This window comes from Flagellimonas aquimarina (genome assembly GCF_003149745.1).
Classification (GTDB): domain Bacteria; phylum Bacteroidota; class Bacteroidia; order Flavobacteriales; family Flavobacteriaceae; genus Flagellimonas; species Flagellimonas aquimarina.
Map to the genome: position 1 here is coordinate 221,258 of NZ_QGEG01000001.1, position 22,758 is coordinate 244,015.

The window sequence follows — 22,758 nt, forward strand, 5'->3', positions numbered from 1 at the left end:
CATGGTACCTTTATATATCTCAAATTTAAGTTTATGCAACTACCCAAAACATTTCATTTTGGTGAACATCACCTAACCGCAAGTATTGCCTTAGGCATTGCAAAAGGTTCGGTCAAAGGAATAATATCAGCAGATTATCTCAAGAAAATTGAGGTAAGCAACCTTCGCGTTCAAAATATTGTTGCCAAAGGTGACACCGTTTATGGCATAAATACGGGCTTCGGACCTTTATGTAATACCAAGATTTCTAAGGAGGACACTAAAATTCTTCAATCCAATATTCTGCAAAGCCATAGTGTTGGAGTGGGAAAACCCATATCCGAAGAACTTGCCAAACTAATGCTTATCTTAAAAATCCATGCCCTTGCCAAAGGATATTCGGGTATCGCGATTTCCACAATTAATAGAATGCTCTGGCATTTGGAGCATGATGCTATTCCAGTGGTTCCATCGCAAGGTTCAGTAGGAGCTTCTGGTGATTTGGCTCCCCTCTCCCATTTGTTTCTTCCTTTGATAGGACTGGGCAAGGTGAATTATAAAGGAGAAACCATTACAACAAAAGTGTTATTTCAAAAAACTGGACTTGGTCCTTTAGAGCTTGGACCAAAAGAAGGTCTGGCTCTTATTAATGGCACACAATTCATAGCTGCACACGGCATATTGGTCCTGCAAAAACTGCAATATTGCCTAAGGCATGCAGATATTATTGGGGCTATGATGCTGGAAGGACTTCAAGGTTCAATGAAACCTTTCCACCAAGAACTACATGCGCTTCGCCCTTTTAAAGGAAATCAACATGTGGCAGGAAGAATACGAACATTGCTCCAAGGTTCCGAAATTTTGGAAGACCATATCGACTGTGAACGAGTCCAAGATCCTTACTCGCTTCGTTGCATGCCCCAAGTACATGGTGCCTCTAGAAATACATGGCTGCACTTAAAAGAACTGTTGGAAGTGGAGCTAAATTCTGTTACTGACAATCCGGTAATCATCAATGATGACCTTACCATTAGCGGTGGTAATTTTCACGGACAGCCTTTGGCCATGGCTCTTGATTATGCTGCACTGGCAGCTTCAGAATTAGGGAGTATTTCGGACCGAAGAATTTATTTGGCACTAGAAGGGAATAGTCCAGGAGTGCCCAAATTATTGATGGAAGATACTGGAATAAACTCTGGTTATATGATTTTGCAATACACCACAGCAGCATTGGCCAGTGAAAATAAAAGTTTATGTTTTCCGGCAAGTGCAGATAGTATCCCTACATCCTTAGGACAAGAAGATCATGTGAGCATGGGATCCATAAGTGGCAGAAAAGCCCTCCAGGTTATTGAAAACGTAGAAAAAATATTGGCCATTGAACTATTAACCGCTGCCCAAGCTTTTGAATTCAGAAAACCTTTAAAATCAGGCGTGGTATTAGATGAAATTCATAAATTCATAAGAACCAAAGTATCCTTCGCAGATAACGATCGTGTTTTTGCCAATGATATTGAAAAAGGAATAGAAACTGTTCAAAAAGGTGAAATTATTGCCCTAGTGGAACAAACAATGGCAACAAAAAACCTTCAATGGAACACTCCATATCTTGAAGAATTTGAAACATACTAACATATGAGCAAACCACTATTAATAGGTCCATTTACACAATTGCTTCCCATGTCAGGTTTACCGGTTAAGGGAGCTTTGTCTGATGAGCAATTGGTTCTAATTGAAAATGGAGGCATTCTTATTTCCGAAGGAAGAATAAAGACCATTGGCATTTTTGATGATTTAAAATCAGATGCGGTCGATATCCACTACATTGTAGGAAAACATGTTTGTCTTCCAGGGTTTATTGATGCCCATACCCATATCTGTTTTGGTGGCTCTCGCGCCAGAGATTATGCCTTTAGGAATTCTGGCAAAACCTATCTGGAAATTGCAAAAGCGGGAGGTGGCATCTGGGATACTGTAACGCAAACTCGTGCTGCTTCCCAAGAAAATCTGGTTGAAAGCATTGTTTCAAGGAGTAAAACCCATCTAGAAAGTGGTACTACTACTATAGAGGTTAAAAGTGGTTATGGGCTTTCTATTGATGAGGAACTTAAAATGCTCAGGGCCATCAAACAAGCTGGTGAAAAAACGAAAGCAGACCTAGTGGCAACATGCTTGGCCGCTCACATGAAACCAAAAGATTGGAACAGTGACAAAAATTATCTGGAAGAGATTGCATCACAACTATTCCCAATTTTAAAATCTGAAGGTCTCACCAATCGGATTGATGCTTTTATTGAGGAAAGTGCATTTTCAGCATTAGAAATAGCTCCTTATTTTAAGAAAGCAAAAGCAATGGGGTTTGACATAACGGTGCATGCCGATCAATTTACTACGGGAGGTAGCGAAGTGGCCACACAGTTTGATGCAATAAGTGCAGACCACCTGGAAGCCAGTACCGAGAATGAAATTCGATTACTGGCAAACAGCAACGTTATTTCCACTGCATTACCTGGAGCTTCTTTGGGCCTAGGATGCGACTTTACCCCTGCCCGTAAAATTTTAGATGCCGGGGGAGCATTGGCCATTGCCAGTGACCACAATCCAGGTTCAGCACCTATGGGACATTTGCTTACCCAAGCAAGTATTTTAGGAACCTTTGAAAAACTTTCAAATGCCGAAGTTTTGGCTGGAATCACTTTCAGGGCAAGCGCAGCTTTGAATTTAGCGGACCGAGGCTCTATAGAAGCAAACAAGCTTGCTGATTTTGCTGTTTTTCCAACAGATAACTATCAAGAAATCACCTATCAACAAGGGCAGTTAAAACCCAATATGGTATGGAAAAAAGGCGAGAAAATTTATGAAAGAGATTAGTATGGCTTCAACATTGACAAATTTTCAAGTAGAGATATTAAAAGGGATTCCTGAAAATTTCCCTTCAAAAAAAGTGTATCCTAAAACTGGGAACCCTGCTCCCAAACGAAAAGATATTTTATCAAAAGAAGAGAAAAAACTGGCTGTTCAAAATGCCTTGCGGTACTTTCCAAAAGATTGGCATGCAGAACTGGCCAAAGAGTTTGCCAGTGAACTTATCAGTTATGGGAGAATTTATATGCATCGGTTTAAACCAGAGTATCAGATGTATGCTAGACCTATTTCAGAATACCCGGCAAAAACAAAACAGGCTGCCGCCATTATGTTGATGATCCAGAATAATCTTGATCCAGCTGTAGCGCAACATCCTGAAGAACTCATTACTTATGGCGGCAACGGAGCGGTATTTCAAAACTGGGCGCAATACTTGTTGACCATGAAGTATTTAGCTGAGATGACAGAGGAACAAACACTGCATATATACTCTGGGCACCCCATGGGGTTGTTCCCATCCTCCAAAGAAGCACCAAGAGTAATAGTTACCAATGGCATGATGATTCCCAATTACTCCAAACCAGACGATTGGGAAAAATTTAATGCGCTTGGAGTTACTCAATACGGGCAAATGACGGCAGGTTCTTATATGTATATTGGCCCACAAGGTATTGTTCATGGGACTGCTATAACAGTGATGAATGCTTTTAGAAAAGTGTTGAAAAAAGATGAAACACCAAATGGAAGGGTGTTTCTAACCGCTGGTCTGGGCGGTATGAGCGGTGCACAACCCAAAGCTGGCAATATTGCAGGCTGTATTACCGTCTGCGCGGAAGTAAACCCAGAAGCCGCCAAAAAAAGGCACCAACAAGGTTGGGTGGATGAGCTATTGACAGATCTCTCTGGTCTTGTTGAAAGAACCAAGAAAGCTATTGACAAAAAGGAAGTAGTCTCTTTAGCTTATGTCGGTAACATCGTGGAAGTTTGGGAGCAATTTTATGAAGAAGGCATTTTTATACATTTGGGTTCTGATCAAACCTCTTTGCACAATCCTTGGGCTGGTGGGTATTATCCTGTTGGCCTCTCCTTTGAAAAAGCCAATGAAATGATGGCTGAAAACCCATCCGAATTTAAAAAACAAGTGCAGGAGTCTTTACGAAGACAAATAAATGCCATCAACAAACACACAGCAAAAGGAACTTACTTTTTTGACTACGGAAATGCTTTTTTATTGGAAGTTTCCCGTGCTGGAGGCAATGTAATGGCCAAAAACAATATTGATTTCAGATATCCGTCTTATGTCCAGGACATTTTGGGACCAATGTGTTTTGATTATGGTTTTGGCCCTTTTAGATGGGTGTGCACTTCTGGGAATCCTAAGGATTTACAAAAAACAGATGCTATCGCCCTAAAAATAATGCAGCAAATTAAGGCTGAGGCCCCTGAAGAAATTCAGCAGCAAATGCAAGACAACATTACATGGATTAGTGAAGCTGAACAGAACCAATTGGTAGTGGGCTCCCAAGCACGGATTCTGTACGCAGATGCCGAAGGACGTTCAAAAATCGCAGAGGCTTTTAACAATGCCATAGCAAATGGGGAGATTACTGCTCCGGTAGTGCTGGGCAGAGACCATCATGATGTCAGCGGTACCGATTCTCCCTTTAGGGAGACCAGCAATATTTATGATGGCAGCAAATTCACTGCGGATATGGCCATCCATAATGTGATAGGTGATAGTTTTAGAGGTGCTACTTGGGTTTCTATACACAATGGCGGCGGTGTAGGCTGGGGAGAGGTCATCAATGGGGGCTTTGGAATGGTCTTGGATGGCTCTGAAGAAGCGTCCCGAAGACTAAAAAGCATGCTGTTCTATGATGTAAACAATGGTATTTCCAGAAGAAGTTGGGCCAGAAACAAAGAGGCATTATTTGCCATAAAACGTGAAATGAAACGAACTCCCAATTTAAAAGTAACTTTGCCCCATCTGGTGGAATCGGACATATTGGACCATCTTTTTGATGCATAATGAAACACTACACAAATCCAAACTCAGCTATTTGGCATGGAAGGATCACAAATAAATATTTGTACCTCCACGAAAAAGTACGATGTGTTCCTTTGAGTGAAATATCAGAACCCGCAAAGAAATCAATTACACTGTTAGGATATGCTTGTGACGAAGGAGTAAAACGGAACCAAGGCAGGGTTGGAGCAGTAAAAGGCCCTGAAGTCATTAAAAACAGTCTAGGAAAATTTCCCAACCATCTTGCCAATACCGTACTGTTGCATGATGCAGGTGCAGTAGTCTGCAAAGATGCAGATATGGAAACTGCCCAAAAGGAACTTTCTAAAGCTGTTACCACACTTTTGAAAAAAAAACAATTCCCTATTGTTTTGGGTGGCGGTCACGATATGGCCTACGGACATTATCATGGAATCAAAAACTATCTCGATTCAAAAAAGAGTCCCCAAACCATTGGCATTATAAATTTTGATGCGCATTTTGACCTTCGCCAAAATACACATGGCAACAATTCTGGAACCCCATTCTATCAAATAGCAACGGAGTCCAAAAAAGAAAATAGCATCTTTAATTATCTATGCCTTGGTATTCGGAAAGATGCCAATGACCGTATACTTTTTCAAACTGCAAAAGATTTGGATGTTACATATGTACTTTCTGACACCTTCCAAATACAGTTTTTAGAAGAGATCAATACATGGATCAATGCTTTTATTAAAACTGTGGACAAGGTGTATGTGACCATAGATTTAGATGGGTTTTCCTCTGCGTATGCACCCGGGGTAAGTGCCCCCTCCCCTATGGGGTTTACGCCTCAAATTGTTCTGGAATGCCTTAAAACCATCATTGCTTCTGAAAAACTAATCAGTTTGGACATTGCTGAGATGAATCCAAAATTTGATATTGATGGACAGACGGCAAAACTGGCCGCATCGTTACTTCACCATATCATACACACCATCTACTAAGACTGATCCCAACAAAAAAAGCCTTCCATATGGAAAGCCTTTCATTGGTGAGCATCGTTTGATGCTTCAACCTGATTTCAATCTAATTGTAGATTGAAATCCAACACAACACTGCAAAGATATAAATGATTTTTCGATAAATAGCCTATACTATTGAATGCATTTCTTTTAATGGAATAAATCCATTTATTAGGAATATTTCCATAAATTAGCTGTCCCTCTCAACTGAACGATGAAAAAGACCATTCTACATTTAGACCTGGATACTTTTTATGTATCTGTGGAACGTATTATTAATACGGAACTAAAAAACCGCCCCTTGTTGGTAGGCGGCACCAGTGATCGTGGTGTAGTTGCAGCATGTAGCTATGAAACCAGAGGTTTTGGAGTGCACTCGGGCATGCCCATGAAAATGGCAAAGGAATTATGTCCTGAAGCAGTGGTAATACGTGGCAACGCAGGTACATATAGCAAGTATTCTGATGTGGTCACAGAAATCATCAAAGAACATGTCCCCATTTTTGAGAAATCAAGCATCGATGAATTCTATGCAGATCTCTCTGGCATGGACCGCTTTTTTGGCTCATATAAATATGCATCACAAATGCGGCAAAAGATCATTAAAGAAACAGGGTTGCCAATTTCGTTTGGGCTTTCCGTAAACAAAGTCGTTTCCAAAGTGGCCACCAATGAAGCAAAACCCAATAACCAACTTAAAATAGATCTCGGCCTTGAAAAACCTTTTCTAGCGCCATTATCCATAAAAAAAATTCCCATGGTAGGTGATAAAACCTATCAGACGCTAAGAAACTTGGGCATACGGCAAGTGAAAACCGTACAAGAAATGCCCATGGATATTATGCACCGAGTCTTAGGGGTTAACGGAAAAGTTATATGGAAACGGGCAAACGGCATGGACAACACACCCGTAATTCCCTTTTGTGATCGAAAGTCCATTTCTACCGAACGCACCTTTGACCGTGACACTATTGATGTAATCAAACTAAAAGGGATTTTGATTGCCATGACAGAAAATCTAGCATACCAATTGCGTAGAGGAGATAAATTGACCGCATGTATCGCTGTAAAAATAAGGTATTCGGATTTTAACACCTATTCCAAACAGCTACGCATTCCTTACACCAGTGCAGATCATATTCTTATTCCAAAGATTCTGGAATTGTTCAATACGCTTTACAGCAAACGAATGCTGGTCCGTCTAGTGGGGATTCGCTTCAGCCATTTAGTCTCTGGTAATTATCAAATCAATCTGTTTGAAGATACCGAAGAAGCATTGAATCTATACCAGGCCATGGATTATGTTAGAAAAAGGTTTGGAGATCGAAGCATTTGCAGGGCATCAGCTATGGGAGCAAAGACAATAGGAAGAATGCACAATCCATTTAACGGCCAGCCTCCCGTGGTTTTGGCCCATAGAAAACAATAAAACATGTACCTCAACTGCCATACCTATTTTAGCATGCGCTATGGAACATTTTCCGAGCTGGAGTTATTAGAACTCGCCCAACAAAACCAGGTGACCCAATTGGCCTTAACGGATATCAACAATACCTCTGCTTGTCTCAATTTTGTTAGAAAAGCCCCAGAATATGGAGTAAGACCTATTTTAGGTATTGATTTTAGAAATGGAGTACAGTCTTGCTTTATAGGAATTGCAAAGAACAATGAAGGCTACTTAGAACTAAACAATTTTTTATCCCAGCATATTCATGAAGAACTGGAAATTCCTCAACGAGCCCCAAGATTCAAGGATGCATTTGTTATCTATCCATTTGAGCAGGCATTATTAAATGACATGCAAGATTTTTTAGAACACGAATTTATAGGAATCTCTATCCATGACTTGAGAAGATTGCCATTCTCTGGATTGATAAAACTTAAAAACAAATTAGTAGTACAACAAGCTGTTACTTTCCGAAATAAAAGTGATTTTAATGCACACCGATTGTTACGTGCCATTGACAACAATGTGCTTCTGAGCAAACTCCCAAAAGAGCAAGAAGCAAATGAGGATGAGAAAATGTTTCCCATACAAAACCTGGCAACTGCTTTTTCAGAATACAGTTTTATTCTGGAGAACACTGAAAAACTTCTCCAGAAATGCAGTATTCATTTTGACTTTTCAAAAGGACGAAAACCCCAAAACCTCCAAAGCTATACAGGTAGTGTGGAAGAAGATGAAAACCTCATTGAAAAACTATGCCATGAAGGACTTCCGTATCGATATAAGGTAATTGAGAATTCTATCAAAAACCGATTGAACAAAGAATTAAAGCTCATTAAGAAAATGGGGTTCGTTTCTTATTTCTTAATCAATTGGGACATTGTTTCCGAGGCGAACCGAAGGGGTTTTTATTATGTGGGACGAGGAAGTGGCGCCAATAGTATTGTAGCCTACCTACTTAGAATCACTGATGTAGACCCTATGGAACTTGACCTTTATTTTGAACGATTTATTAATCTATACAGAGCTAACCCTCCCGATTTTGATATAGATTTTTCTTGGAGAGACAGACCGGCCATGACCCAGTACATTTTTGAACGTTTTGATCATGTAGCGCTTTTAGGAACTTATGTCACCTTTAAAGAACGAGGGGTAATTAGGGAATTGGGTAAAGTTTTTGGGCTTCCCGCACAAGAAATCGATTTCCTATCCACCGGCAGGTATACTCTTTCACAATTGGATGATATTTCCAGGCTTGTTCTTAAATATGGTGCCTTGTTAAAGGGAAAGCCCAACTATCTAAGCATTCATGCTGGTGGAATATTGATCAGCGAAAAACCATTGCATTGGTTTTCTGCCACTAATTTGCCTCCAAAAGGATTTCCTACTACGCAATATGATATGGTCATCGCAGAAGATGTGGGTCTTTATAAGTTTGATATTTTGGGACAACGCGGATTGGGAAAGATAAAAGAAGCTTTGGAAATTATTTCTTACAATCAGCCAGAAAAGCATAAGGAAATAGACATCCATGACATTAAAGGTTTTAAGACAGATGTTACTATAAATAACCTTATTAAGACAGCGCAATGTATGGGATGTTTTTATGTGGAATCTCCCGCTATGCGAATGCTTTTAAGAAAACTGGAGGTTGATAACTATTTGGGGCTCGTGGCAGCAAGTTCAATCATTAGACCAGGAGTGGCCAAGAGTGGCATGATGCGAGAATATATATTACGCCATCGAAACAAAGGAAGAGCCGAGGAAAAAGCACATCCTGTAATGTTGGACATTATGCCTGACACTTATGGTGTAATGGTCTACCAAGAAGATGTGATTAAAGTAGCACACCATTTTGCCGATTTGGATTTAGGAGAGGCAGACGTACTCCGTAGGGGAATGAGTGGAAAATTCCGTTCACGTGAAGAATTTCAAAAAGTTAAGGACAAGTTCATATCAAACTGTAGAATAAAAGGCTATGCGGACACGCTAATCTTTGAAATTTGGAACCAAGTAGCGAGTTTTGCAGGCTATGCCTTTGCCAAAGGGCATTCCGCCTCTTATGCAGTAGAAAGCTATCAAAGTTTATTTCTTAGAGCATATTTTCCATTGGAATATATGGTTGCCGTACTTAATAATGGAGGTGGCTTTTACCGTTCTGAATTTTATATTCATGATGCCCGTATGATGGGAGCAACAATCCATCCTCCCTGCATCAATAATAGCGAAGCATCCAATAGAATCCATAAAAAACATATCTACCTAGGCATGATGTATCTAAGAGATTTGGAAAATAGGGTAATGGAGCGCATTATGAAAGAGCGTATGCTACATGGCAACTTTGTTTCTTTAGAAGATTTTCTTGATAGAGTTACTATTTCTATAGAACAATTATCCATTCTTATTCGTATTGATGCATTTAGATTTACCGAAATCAACAAGCACGAGCTGCTTTGGAAAGCCCATTTAATGCTATCCAAAAATGACCGTTTGGAACATCCCAAGCTTTTTCCTCCCCGTCATCAAAAGTTCCAAATTCCTAGACTACATACCACAAATCTTGAAACTGCCTTTGAACAGTTGGAATTGTTGGGCTTTAGTCTATGCAGTCCTTTTGAGTTATTGGCAGAACCTTTAAAAAACACCAATGGACAACAAGATTTAAAACACTACCTAAACAAACATATCGATATTTACGGGTATTTGGTAACGGTAAAAAACACCAGCACCCACAGCGGCAAGCGCATGCATTTTGCCACAATGGTAGACCAGCATGGAGAAGTGTTTGATACTGTACTTTTCCCTCCGGTTGCTGCCAAGTATCATTTTAGAGGAAAAGGCATTTATCGATTTTACGGCAAAGTGGTAGAAGAATTTGGTTTTTTGAGCATCGAAGTCATTAAAATGCAAAAACAAGATTATATCTCCGACCCCCGTTATGCGGATATGAAAACAAGCAAGAAGTTATTAAAGAATAAGTCTTGAGACTATCCTTTTGCCAGTTCTTCCAAAGCATCGACCAGGTAATCAATGTCCTTTTTAGTAATGTAAATTGCAAAGGAAAGTCGTAGCGCATTTAAGTCATGACTTGTCATGGGTCTACAATCAATACCATAATTGTCCCAAAGTTTTTCTTTGATATCCTTAACGTCAATTCCATTTATTTCCACTACTTGAATAGCACTAGAAAGTTCATCCAATACCGGAGTTTTGATAGTAAAATGGTCATTGCCCTCAATTTTAGACCGAAAATAGGCCTTAAGTTCATAACTGCGCTTATGTATTGCTTCAGCTCCTACTGTATTATGAAAATCTACCGAGGCACCCAGCCCTAAAACCTCAGGCAGATTACGAGTATTATAATTCTCTAAACGGCGGATGCTATCATCGGTATGACCACGGGCGACCATCAAAGGTTTCAAATGATGTTGACTTCCCTTCTTAGCATAAAACACCCCTACTCCTTTAGGAGAAAACAGCCATTTATGGGAACTAGCTGCATAAAAATCACACCCCAATTCATGTAAATCTATCTTAAACATACCTGCGGACTGCGCTCCATCCACAGCTACCAAAATACCTTTTTCATGTGCAATTTTGGAAACTTCCCGCACTGGCAATAGCATGCCATTGGTATTTACAATATGGCACATGGAAATTATCTTGGTCTTCGGGGTTATCGCCTTTTTATAAACCTCCGTCAATTCTGAAACACTTTTGGGGAGTATCGGTAATTCCGGGCGAACCAATTTTATGCCTTTCGTTTCTTGCCACACTTCCCAAGGAATTGTTCCGCTTGGGTGTTCATGGTTGGCCAAAATAATTTCATCACCTGGTTGAAGGTTAAAACTCCGTGCAATAAGATTCATTCCTTCGGTCGTATTGTGAATCAAGGCAATTTCCTCTGCATCAACCGAAAAAAGATTTGCAACAGACTCTCGAACTTTTTCCTTTTCTTTTTGCCATCCTCCCCACATATATTTGGAAGGAAACCCATCCAATAAATTCCTGAATTCCATTGTAGCTTGACGAATATGGGTAGAAGAAGCACCTAAGGAGGCATTGTTAAAATATTGGAGTCCTTCGGCCATATCAAACTGGGACTTAACCAATTCCCAATACGCTTCAGAAGTATCATCCACTTGGGTGAGTCCTTCGGCATGCCAATGATCGGCAAGAGAAGTTCCAAATACAGGTAATGCAAAGGAACCTATTGCTCCTTGACCCAGACGTTTTAAAAAAGTTCTTCGGGTTTTATGATTCATTTCATCTATTAAAGGCGTTGATTAATACACTCGCACCAATCTAATATAAGGATTTCACCTCTGTCCTTTATCCTGAAAATAAAATGATCCGGGTGCTCTATTTAAAAGCAGGGTACCCGGTAATATCAGCACCTGTAATCAATAAATGGATATCATGTGTTCCTTCATAGGTAATTACACTTTCCAAATTCATCATATGACGCATGATGCTGTACTCTCCAGTAATACCCATTCCACCCAAAACCTGTCTTGCCTCGCGTGCAATTTTGATGGCCATATCCACATTGTTACGTTTAGCCATAGATATTTGAGCAGTAGTTGCCCTACCTTCATTTTTAAGCTGTCCCAATCTGAACGCTAACAATTGTGCCTTGGTAATTTCGGTGATCATCTCTGCCAATTTCTTTTGCTGCAACTGTGTAGCAGCAATAGGTTTTCCAAATTGGATGCGCTCCTTGGCGTACCTGAGTGCCGTATCATAACAATCCATCGCAGCACCAATAGCGCCCCAAGCAATTCCGTAACGGGCAGAATCCAAACAACCCAATGGTGCTCCCAATCCACTTTTGCCAGGCAATAGGTTCTCTTTTGGCACTTTCACGTTATCGAAGATAAGTTCACCTGTGGCAGAAGCACGTAGTGACCATTTGTTGTGGGTCTCTGGAGTAGAGAAACCTTCCATTCCACGTTCCACAATGAGTCCATGGATTCTTCCTTCTTCATTTTTAGCCCACACCACCGCAACGTCTGCAAATGGTGAATTGGAAATCCACAACTTGGCGCCATTCAATAGAAAATGGTCACCCATATCCTTGTATTTAGTTTCCATGCCGCTAGGGTTGGAACCATGATTTGGTTCTGTTAACCCAAAGCAACCCATCCACTCTCCTGTTGCTAGTTTAGGTAAATATTTTTTTCGTTGTTCTTCCGTTCCATATGCAAAAATTGGGTACATCACCAAAGAAGATTGAACGGAGGCCGTTGAACGCACCCCACTATCCCCTCTTTCAATTTCTTGCATGATCAACCCATAACTGATTTGATCTAAGCCCGCGCCTCCGTATTCTTCAGGAATATATGGGCCAAAAGCTCCAATCTCTGCCAATCCTCCAATGATTTCTTTTGGAAATTCCGCTTTTTGGGCATATTCCTCTATAATTGGTGAAATATCTCGTTTTACCCATTGACGGGCGGCATCGCGCACTAATTTATGTTCTTCAGAAAGTAAATCATCAAGATTGTAGTAATCAGGGGCTTCAAATAAATCTGGCTTCATTCAAAAAGATTTTAGTCAAAGGTAATAATGAAATGTAACAATTCGAGTTCGAATTGTTACATTTTTATATAAAATGCTTTGGTCAAACTAATATACTCCTTTGTGTATTGTTGACGTTCCAATTCAATAGTCAATTCATCTATTTCAGGCTTCGCTTTAAAAAAACTAAACTCTAGCATGCTCCTTTTAAAGTCTGCATTTGGATTTCCTTTAACTCTGGTTACTCTAACCATATAAAGACCAAACTCATTTGCTAGGTTAATGAATTCCGCTTCCTCTTTGAAAGGAATGATAACAGAAAAAAGACCTTTTTTTGAAAGCAATTTTGAGACTCCTTCCAAAAGTTCATTAAAAGGCAAAGAAATGTTCTGTCTTGCTTTGTCTCTAGAAGCATCTCCGCTTGTAACTTCTTCTGAATAAAATGGTGGGTTTGAAACTATCAAATCATAATTGTCTTCTATCTCATCCGTGAATTCATCCAGCCCCGCATGATAGCAAAATAATCTATCTGACCAAGGCGATGTTTCAAAATTCTCCACACACTGTTCATAAGCATTTTCATCCAGCTCAATGGCATCAATCGTTTCCGCTATGGAACGTTGAGCCATTTGCAATGCTATTAAACCGGTTCCCGCACCTATGTCCAAAATAGAATCGGGTTGGGGTTCTAATGATGTCCAAGCCCCAAGCAACACCCCATCAGTTCCAATTTTCATTGCGCAACGATCTTGATGCACCTCGAACTGCTTAAACTTAAATGGACTATTCATCAATTCTGCCAGGCTCTCTAGTTTCGGACCCTTCTAGTTCATACAAAGAATCTCCGAGTCTTGACCTCATATTGTTGGCCAAATATTTGATCTTGGAAACTACTTCTGGATTTTCAGATGCCACATTTTCAGTCTCACTAATATCATTTTCCATATTGTACAACTCAATTTCCTCCATATCTATCATCTTATATTCTCCAGGTGTTCCATCCTTTCCCGGTTCTTGACCATCCATAGTACGATAACGATGAGGAAAGTACAGTTTCCAGTTTCCATAGCGTACACCAAACATTTCATTCACACGGTAATAAAAGAAATAGGCCTCTTGCACAGGCTCTTTATTCTCTCCAGATAAAACACTCCAAGCACTTTTACCATCAATAATTTGCTCTGGTAATTTAGCGCCAGTAAGCTCAGCAATGGTCGGTAAAATATCTATAGCCATTACAGGAATATCTATTTTTTGTCCTGCTTTAAGTTTGGCAGGGTATTTCATGATAAAAGGTTCTCTTTGACCACCTTCCCATGCAGTTCCTTTTCCTTCTCTAAGCGGCTCTGCACTGCCTGCATGGTTTCCGTAGGATAGCCAAGGGCCATTGTCCGAAGTAAAAATAACAATGGTATTTTCTTCAAGCCCATTGTCTTTAAGAGTCTTTAAAATCTGTCCAACAGACCAATCAATTTCCATAATCACATCTCCATACAATCCTCTTTTTGATTTTCCTTTAAACTTATCCGATACAAACAAAGGAACATGTGGCTGTGGGTGAGGCACGTATAAAAAGAAGGGGTTGTCCTTGTTTCTTTTGATAAAATCTACACTATGCTCCGTTATTTGAGTGGTCAATTGTGATTGTTCCGTCAAGGTGTCAATAACGGTTTCATTTTGATATAATGGCAAATCTGGAAAGCTAAAAATTGGGCCCTGTTGCGGATGGTACGGCCACATATCATTGGAATAGGGAATGCCAAACCATTCATCGAACCCATGATTGGTGGGCAAAAACTTTTGATGGTGTCCCAAATGCCATTTTCCAAAAATTCCAGTGGCATATCCTTTGTCTTTCAACATCTCTGCCAAAGTGGTTTCAGAGTCGTTTATCCCATGGGTATTGTCAGGACCCAAAGCATTGTGGATGCCAATGCGATTAGGATAGCACCCTGTTAAAATACCTGCTCTTGAAGCTGAGCAAACTGCCTGGGCCGAATAATAGCTGGTCAATTTAACCCCTTCGGCTGCCATTTGATCCAAATGGGGCGTTTCTATATCGGGTGACCCAAAAACGCCAACATCTTGATATCCCTGATCATCGGTAAAAATCAATACAACGTTTGGTGGACCTTCAGGTTTTTTGGTTTCTTCCTTTTTATTTCCACATGAAACAAAGCAAAAAATCAGGGCAATGAGGCAAGAGCGATACATAATTTTGAAATTCAAACATGAATCTAAATATAGTGCTAAATCACTACAATTTGATTTTTAGGAGAGGTAGAGTTCCACCAGCCCTTCTGGTGTCTTTACATGAATCTGTTTGTTCTGCCTGTCTACTTTGGTTATGATATCGTCGCTAACGGGAATCAACAACTCTTTGCCATCTTTCTCTGCTTCAAAAAGTTCTTGAGAGGCACTATCGTTTACAGCTTTGATCACTCCGATATCTCCATGGACCTCATCTATAAGAGTAAACCCAATGACTTCATGAAAATAAAATTTGTCTCCGGTCAAAGGTGGGAGCATATCCAATGGCAAATACAATTCTGCTCCAATCATTTTGTCTGCAGTGGGTTCGTCTTTCACCTCTTCAAAATCAATGCGAAGCAATGCGGATTTATGTAATCTACAGCGGTCAATAAAAAATGGAATCAGATTGTTTCCAATTGAAACAAATACTGATTCCATGTTTTCGTAGATATTGGGTTCGTCGGTATCTAATTTTACCAACAATTCACCCTTAAAACTATATTTTGAAACGACTTTGCCCAGGTAGAAGCAATCTTCCTTGCGCATCGCCTGAGTGTTTACTCTTCTTCTTTGCTAGCTTCGGCTTCTTCAGCAGGAGCAGCCTCCTCAACTTTAGCTTCCGGCTCAGCAACTTCTTCTTTAGCTGGCTCTTCAACTGCTGGAGTCTCCTCCGCAGCAGCCTCTGCAGTTTCAGCTACTTCTTCAGCAGGAGCAGCTTCCTCAGCAACTTCTTCTTCTACTTCTGGTAATGCTGCAGCAGCTCTTTTGTCACTAACCTCTTTTTCAGCTTCCAATGCTTTGGCTTTAGCCTCTGCCTTAGCCTTATCCAAACCACCAACTTTAGCAGCCACGGCTTTTTCTTTTTCTTCAACCCAGGCTTTGAACTTTTCCTCTGCTTGTTCTTCAGTTAAAGCTCCTTTGCGAACCCCACCTAATAAATGGTGCTTCATCATAACACCTTTATAAGATAAAATAGCTCTGGCAGTATCTGTAGGTTGTGCACCATTGCTCAACCATTTCACAGATCCATCAACATCTAAATTGATTGTAGCAGGATTTGTGTTAGGATTATATGTTCCTAATTTCTCCAAAAATTTACCGTCTCTTTTTGATCTGGAATCTGCAGCAACCACCCAATAGAATGGTTTACCTTTTTTACCGTGTCTTTGTAGTCTAATCTTTACTGGCATATCACATTAATTTGTAGGGTGCCCGACCCTGATTATTAATTCTTTTTTATCGCTTTCTAGTTAAGCGGGTGCAAATATAATTCAAATACCTTAACAGGCAATATGTTTTGTGTTTTTTATTGGTTGATAAATCTTTACAACTCTTTTTTTGGAAATCTGCCTTCTTCCTTATTTTTATCCATTGCTTTTAATTTAGCTATCGAACACGTTCAAACTAAAAGAACCCTTCAATATGTTTTTAATTTTTGATACTGAAACCACTGGCCTACCCAAGCGATGGAATGCACCAATTACGGATACCGATAATTGGCCCCGTTGCATCCAGATTGCATGGCAATTGCATGATGATTTGGGCAATTTGGTAGAGCATCAAGACATGTTGGTACAACCCGAAGGGTTCAATATTCCGTATGAGGCGGAACAAATCCATGGCATTTCTACCGCCTTGGCCGAACAAGACGGGGTTCCTTTACATGAAGCTTTAGAACTTTTTAATGAAGCGCTTTCCAAAGCAAAATTTGTAGTTGGTCAAAATGTAGATTTCGACATAAACATCATGGGCTGCGAATTCCATCGTATGGATGTTGAAAGTACGCTTACCACACTTCCAGTCCTGGACACTTGTACAGAGGCTACAGCAGAACTTTGTAGAATTCCTGGCGGACGTGGTGGTAAATTCAAATTACCCACCCTTACCGAACTCCATGAATACCTTTTTGACGAGCCTTTTGCAGAAGCACATAATGCAACTGCAGATGTAGAAGCCACTACACGATGTTTTTTAGAACTCGTTCGTAAAAAGCATTTCTCTATCAATGAACTGGACGTACAACCAGACTATTTTGAGCATTTCTCTGAGGCCAACCCACAGGTGGTTGAGCTTATCGGATTAAAACATATCAATCTTAAAAAAGCATCAAAAGCCATTGCAGATGCGCTTTGGGCTGAGGACACTGGAGAAATTTCAGAAGCTGAAATCAATGAAAATGTTGAAAGCCTGGCGGATGCATCCTTTGCACACCTGCACAATCACTCTCAGTTTTCAGTACTTCAATCCACCATAAACATTAAAGATCTGGTTAAGTCAACTGCACAGAATGGAATGACAGCAGTTGCTTTGACAGACCATGCCAATATGATGGGCGCCTTTCATTTTGTAAAAGAAGTAAAGGCCCATAACAAAATCGCAAAGGAAAAAAATGCCGAATTGGCAAAGAACGGAGAAGCTACAACTGAAAAGGAAATAGTCCCCATTGTTGGTTGCGAGTTTTATGTTTGCGAAGACCACACCAATAAAAATGTAAAGGATTATGGTTATCAAATAGTGCTGCTTGCCAAAAACAAAAATGGCTATCTAAATTTGGCCAAAATGTCTTCCATTGCCTATACGGATGGGTTTTACTATGTGCCCAGAATCGATAGAAAAATTGTTGAGCAGTATAAAGAAGATGTAATTGCCCTTACTGGAAATCTTTATGGTGAAGTGCCCAACAAAATATTGAATGTAGGTGAAAAGCAGGCAGAAGAAGCCTTACTCTGGTGGAAAGGTCAGTTTGGAGACGATTTGTATGTCGAAATGATGCGCCATGGTCAAGAAGACGAAGATCGTGTAAATCAAGTTTTGGTTCCACTGGCCAAAAAGCATCAAGTAAAACTGGTGGCTACCAACAACACTTATTATTGCGATAAAAAAGATGCCGAAGCACATGACATTTTGCTCTGTGTAAAAGATGGGGAGAAACAAACCACTCCTATAGGAAGGGGACGTGGCTACCGCTATGGATTGCCAAATCAGGAGTACTATTATAAGTCTTCTGATGAAATGAAAACCTTGTTCAAAGATATTCCTGAAGCCATTTTAAATGTCCAGGATGTTGTGGACAAAGTAGAACCTTTTGATCTCGCAAGAGATGTACTACTTCCAAAATTTGATATTCCACAAGAATTCAAGGTACAAGAAGATGAAGCTGATAGCGGTAAACGTGGCGAGAACTCCTATCTGCGTCATATTACCTATCAAGGTGCTGAAAAGCGCTATGATGAGATTACAGATGAAATCACAGAGCGAATTGATTTTGAACTGAAAACCATTGAGAATTCTGGATATCCAGGATACTTTTTGATTGTTGAAGATTTTATCAGGGAAGCACGGAACATGGATGTATCCGTAGGACCTGGTCGAGGTTCAGCTGCGGGGTCCGTAGTAGCTTACTGTTTGGGCATTACCAACATTGACCCGTTAAAGTACGATCTCCTTTTTGAGCGTTTCTTAAATCCAGATAGGGTGTCCATGCCTGATATTGATATTGATTTTGATGATGAAGGTCGTGGGAGGGTCATGGACTATGTGATCAACAAATATGGCGCTAATCAGGTTGCTCAAATTATTACTTATGGCACCATGGCCGCCAAATCTTCAATTAGGGATACCGCTCGGGTGTTGGATTTACCTCTTAACGATGCAGATCGGATTGCAAAGCTTATCCCAAACATGTCCAAATTGAACAAAATCTTTGGAGTTGAAGAGTCTGAGTTAAAAAAGAAGTTCCGATCAGATGACTTAGAAAAGGTGCATGAGCTCCTTAATATTTCAGAAGGTGATGATTTAGAAGGGCAAACGGTAAAAATGGCCCGTGTTCTTGAGGGTTCACTTCGTAATACTGGAATTCACGCTTGTGGGGTCATTATTACGCCAGATGACATTACCAATTTTGTGCCTGTTGCCACCGCCAAGGATTCGGACTTATATGTAACCCAATTTGATAATTCCGTTGTAGAAAGTGCCGGCTTGCTAAAAATGGATTTCTTGGGATTGAAGACCTTGACGCTCATCAAGGATACAGTAAAAATTGTCAAGGCCAGGACTGGGGTTGAACTGATTCCAGACGAATTTCCTCTGGATGATGAAAAAACATATGAATTGTTCCAACGCGGTGATACGGTGGGAATATTTCAATATGAATCCCCAGGAATGCAAAAGCACATGAAAAACCTAAAACCTACCGTTTTTGATGACCTTATTGCCATGAATGCCTTGTACCGCCCTGGCCCAATGGAATATATCCCCAGTTTTATTGCCAGAAAACATGGGGATGAAGAGATTACCTATGACCTTCCCGATATGGAAGAATACCTAAAGGAAACCTATGGGATTACGGTTTACCAAGAGCAAGTGATGTTACTTTCGCAAAAACTTGCAGGCTTTTCCAAGGGTGATGCGGATGTTCTGCGTAAAGCCATGGGTAAAAAGATTTTCGCCCTACTGCAAAAATTAAAACCACAGTTTCTGGATGGCGGTGAAAAGAACGGACACCCAAGAGATGTTCTGGAAAAAATCTGGAAAGATTGGGAAGCTTTTGCATCCTATGCCTTTAACAAAAGTCACTCCACTTGTTATGCGTTCATTGCATACCAAACTGCATATCTAAAAGCACACTATCCTGCAGAATATATGGCAGCAGTTTTATCCAATAACATGAACGATATTAAGCAGGTCACTTTCTTTATGGAAGAATGCAAACGTATGGGATTGGAAGTTCTTGGCCCCGATGTAAACGAATCGTATTACAAATTTGCAGTAAACCAAAGCAATGCGGTGCGTTTTGGAATGGGAGCCATTAAAGGTGTGGGGCGTTCTGCGGTAGAAACCATTGTGGAAAACAGAAAAGCAGATGGTCCTTATAAGTCAGTTTTTGATCTGGCCAAACGTGTGGAACTGCGTTCCGCCAATAAAAAATCCTTTGAAAACCTTGCTCTAGCTGGAGGGTTCGATTCTTTTGGAGACACCCATAGGTCGCAATATTTTCATGATGAAGGAGATGGGATATCCTTTCTGGAAAAAGTGATAAAGTCAGCATCAAAATATCAGGAAAATAAAAACTCCTCGCAGATGGATATGTTCGGGGGGACTAGCGAAGCGCAAATTGCAGAACCCGTTGTTCCTCCATGCGAAGATTGGGGCACAATGGAAAAACTTCGGCGTGAAAAGGAAGTAGTGGGCATCTATATTTCAGGACATCCTTTGGATGATTTTAAAAAGGAGATCACTGCCTTTTGCAATAGCAGTGTTTCCGCGTTTTCCAATTTGGACAATTATGTCAATCATGAATTGACAGTGGCTGGGGTAATTACAGATGTACAGCATCGTATTTCCAAAAATGGAAAGGGATGGGGTCTTTTCACCTTGGAAGATTACACAGATACTCATGAATTCCGGATTTTTGGAGAAGAATACTTAAAGTTCCGTCATTTTTTAATGATCAATTCCTTTGTGCACGTAAAAACCTATGTTCGTGAAGGGTGGATAAATAGAGAAACCGGTAAAAAAGGAGACCCAAGATTACAGTTTAATGATTTTAAACAGCTTCAAGATGTTATGGACTCCTATGCCAAAAAATTGACCATCAAATTAAATATTGATCGTCTACAGGAAAAGCGAATACAAATCTTAAAGAACACATTGGCATCCCATAAAGGAGACCATATACTCAATTTTGTAGTTTATGAAATGCAAGATGAAATAAAGCTTAATCTTTCTAGTAGAAAACAAAAAGTAAAAATCAACAGTGAACTTCTTTCTGAGCTGGAAGAGAATGAGATACATTACAAATTGAACTGATCCAACAATAATTAATGTTGATGGCACGATAATTAAAACGAATATAAGGCCAGTAAGGAAAGTGGTCAATATTTGACTAAATTTGCGAATATTAAAACAAATAAAATGGCACTAGAAATAACAGATGCAACTTTTGATGAAGTAGTACTTAAGAGCGACAAACCTGTCGTTGTAGATTTTTGGGCAGCATGGTGCGGCCCTTGTAGAATGGTAGGTCCTATCATTGATGAGGTAAGCTCTGAATATGAAGGCAAAGCAGTTGTTGGAAAAGTGGATGTGGATGCCAATCAGCAGTTTGCGGCTAAGTATGGTGTTCGTAACATCCCCACAGTCCTTGTTTTTAAGGATGGTGAGATTGTAAACCGCCAAGTTGGGGTATCTCCTAAGAAAGTATATACAGATGCTATAGAAGCTGCATTGTAAGCTTTATAAATAATTACAAGTTTTAAAAAAGGTTTGGCATGTGCCAAACCTTTTTTGTTTTATATTGAGGCATCAATCTTTGTATGGATATTAGATCAGAACTTCATAAAGCACAACTCTTTCAAAACCTTGAGCTTTTGGCAAACCAAATTGTTGAGGGTTTTATAAGTGGTATACATAAAAGTCCGTTTCATGGGTTTTCTGCCGAATTTGCAGAACATAAGATCTACAATCCAGGAGAAAGCACAAAGCATATTGATTGGAAGCTATTTGCTAAAACCGACAGATTATACACCAAGAGATATGAGGACGAAACCAATTTAAGATGCCATATGATTCTGGATAACTCAGCTTCCATGTATTATCCTGAAATAAAACAACCAGATATAGATAATCTAAACAAAGTAGGTTTTGGGGTCTTGGCCATAGCCGCCCTTATGCAAATTTTAAAAAAACAACGCGATGCAGTTGGGCTGAGCATTTATTCAGATTCATATAATTTTTATGCTTCCGAGAAAAGTAGTGAACGACATTTTCAAATGTTGTTTTCCAAGTTGAACGAAGTTTCAAGAACCGCAAACACTTCTAAAACAACCAAAACTTATACGTATTTGCATCAAATTGCAGAGAAAATACACCGCCGTAGTCTTATCTTTTTGTTTTCTGATATGTTCCAAACAGAAACGGAAGAAGCTCGATTATTTGAAGCACTTCGTCATTTAAAATATAACAAACATGCTGTGGTGCTTTTTCATCTATTAGATTACAAGCATGAACTTAATTTTGATTTTGAAAACACTCCCAAGCGTTTTGTTGATGTAGAAACCGGGGCGCACATAGATTTATATGCAGACAATATTAAAAAGGCTTATCATGAAAAAGTGGAGCAATATCAGGAAGACCTAAAATTGAAGTGTGCGCAATACAGAATAAAATATGTGGGTGTGGATGTAAGCTCCAATTTTTCGCAAGTACTGAACACCTTTATGATAGAGCGGCAAACGTTTGTATAGTTCTTCATTTTATTTTTAAAAAATCTTTTGTTCAATCGAAAACAGGAGTGTATATTTGCACTCGCTTCACAAAAAGCAATTGTAACAAGGTTTGAATCTGACTGTTGTCAGAGTCTATTTTAGATAAAATCATTGGTCTGGTAGTTCAGTTGGTTAGAATACCTGCCTGTCACGCAGGGGGTCGCGGGTTCGAGTCCCGTCCAGACCGCAGAGTTAATTTATAAATCCTTATAAATCATTGATTTATAAGGATTTTTCTTTTAAAGAGAATGAATGAGGTGATAAAAAGATGAACTATTGGCACATAATTCATCGTACTTTTAATCTATATTAAATCAAGACCTCATAAATTTAAAATACTTATGACTCCTCTAGAGTTCTTTTTTCTTTAGATACTTGAGGTTTGATCAATCTTTCCATGAGTTTGGATAGGAATAT

15 protein-coding genes and 1 tRNA gene are annotated in these 22,758 nt (G+C 39.7%); 10 read left to right on the forward strand and 6 right to left on the reverse strand.

Annotated elements, in window-relative coordinates:
- The first annotated feature begins 33 nt into the window (after window positions 1-33).
- From hutH to DKG77_RS01070, 6 genes are all read left to right on the forward strand, one after another.
- Entirely contained in the window at window positions 34-1,611 is a 1,578-nt protein-coding gene (gene hutH / locus DKG77_RS01045; RefSeq protein ID WP_109659359.1) for a histidine ammonia-lyase, read from the forward strand.
- 3 nt (window positions 1,612-1,614) lie between these two features.
- Entirely contained in the window at window positions 1,615-2,850 is a 1,236-nt protein-coding gene (gene hutI, locus DKG77_RS01050; protein ID WP_109659361.1) for an imidazolonepropionase, read from the forward strand.
- Window positions 2,837-4,873, forward strand: coding sequence for a urocanate hydratase (locus DKG77_RS01055; protein WP_243414775.1), 2,037 nt, complete (start codon window positions 2,837-2,839; stop codon window positions 4,871-4,873). Before hutI ends, DKG77_RS01055 begins: the two co-directional genes overlap by 14 nt.
- Window positions 4,873-5,838 (forward strand): formimidoylglutamase, encoded by a 966-nt coding sequence (gene hutG / locus DKG77_RS01060; protein ID WP_109659365.1) that lies wholly within the window; start codon window positions 4,873-4,875, stop codon window positions 5,836-5,838. Before DKG77_RS01055 ends, hutG begins: the two co-directional genes overlap by 1 nt.
- 232 nt (window positions 5,839-6,070) lie before the next feature.
- Window positions 6,071-7,285, forward strand: a complete 1,215-nt coding sequence (gene dinB / locus DKG77_RS01065; protein WP_109659366.1) for a DNA polymerase IV — start codon at window positions 6,071-6,073, stop codon at window positions 7,283-7,285.
- A 3-nt stretch (window positions 7,286-7,288) separates the two neighbouring features.
- Window positions 7,289-10,288 (forward strand): DNA polymerase III subunit alpha, encoded by a 3,000-nt coding sequence (locus tag DKG77_RS01070; protein WP_109659368.1) that lies wholly within the window; start codon window positions 7,289-7,291, stop codon window positions 10,286-10,288.
- A 2-nt stretch (window positions 10,289-10,290) separates the two neighbouring features.
- Here the strand turns inward: DKG77_RS01070 and DKG77_RS01075 are convergent, their stop codons facing one another.
- The 6 genes from DKG77_RS01075 to DKG77_RS01100 form a co-directional block, all read right to left on the reverse strand.
- Window positions 10,291-11,568 (reverse strand): aminotransferase class V-fold PLP-dependent enzyme, encoded by a 1,278-nt coding sequence (locus DKG77_RS01075; protein WP_109659370.1) that lies wholly within the window; start codon window positions 11,566-11,568, stop codon window positions 10,291-10,293.
- 97 nt (window positions 11,569-11,665) lie between these two features.
- Entirely contained in the window at window positions 11,666-12,844 is a 1,179-nt protein-coding gene (locus DKG77_RS01080; protein WP_109659372.1) for an acyl-CoA dehydrogenase family protein, read from the reverse strand.
- Between the two features lie 56 nt (window positions 12,845-12,900).
- Window positions 12,901-13,614: a tRNA1(Val) (adenine(37)-N6)-methyltransferase gene (locus tag DKG77_RS01085; protein ID WP_109659374.1), complete on the reverse strand. Its 714-nt coding sequence runs from the start codon at window positions 13,612-13,614 to the stop codon at window positions 12,901-12,903.
- On the reverse strand, window positions 13,607-15,037 hold the full coding sequence (locus DKG77_RS01090) for a sulfatase family protein (RefSeq protein WP_109659375.1): 1,431 nt from the start codon (window positions 15,035-15,037) through the stop codon (window positions 13,607-13,609). Before DKG77_RS01090 ends, DKG77_RS01085 begins: the two co-directional genes overlap by 8 nt.
- Before the next feature lie 57 nt (window positions 15,038-15,094).
- Window positions 15,095-15,622 (reverse strand): ribosome maturation factor RimM, encoded by a 528-nt coding sequence (gene rimM, locus DKG77_RS01095; protein ID WP_109659377.1) that lies wholly within the window; start codon window positions 15,620-15,622, stop codon window positions 15,095-15,097.
- An 11-nt stretch (window positions 15,623-15,633) separates the two neighbouring features.
- Entirely contained in the window at window positions 15,634-16,266 is a 633-nt protein-coding gene (locus DKG77_RS01100) for a 30S ribosomal protein S16 (protein WP_109659379.1), read from the reverse strand.
- Between the two features lie 232 nt (window positions 16,267-16,498).
- Here DKG77_RS01100 and dnaE point away from each other — a divergent pair, with 232 nt between their 5' ends.
- From dnaE to DKG77_RS01120, 4 genes are all read left to right on the forward strand, one after another.
- The gene (dnaE, locus tag DKG77_RS01105) at window positions 16,499-20,884 is read left to right on the forward strand and encodes a DNA polymerase III subunit alpha (RefSeq protein WP_109659381.1); all 4,386 of its coding nucleotides are present in this window, start codon (window positions 16,499-16,501) and stop codon (window positions 20,882-20,884) included.
- Between the two features lie 105 nt (window positions 20,885-20,989).
- Window positions 20,990-21,307 carry a thioredoxin gene (gene trxA / locus DKG77_RS01110; protein ID WP_109659383.1) on the forward strand — a complete coding sequence of 106 codons (318 nt, stop codon included), beginning with the start codon at window positions 20,990-20,992 and terminating at the stop codon, window positions 21,305-21,307.
- Window positions 21,308-21,390: 83 nt separating this feature from the next.
- Window positions 21,391-22,320 carry a DUF58 domain-containing protein gene (locus DKG77_RS01115; RefSeq protein WP_109659385.1) on the forward strand — a complete coding sequence of 310 codons (930 nt, stop codon included), beginning with the start codon at window positions 21,391-21,393 and terminating at the stop codon, window positions 22,318-22,320.
- Between the two features lie 134 nt (window positions 22,321-22,454).
- Window positions 22,455-22,528: transfer RNA gene (locus tag DKG77_RS01120), tRNA-Asp, on the forward strand.
- Window positions 22,529-22,758: the final 230 nt, after the last annotated feature.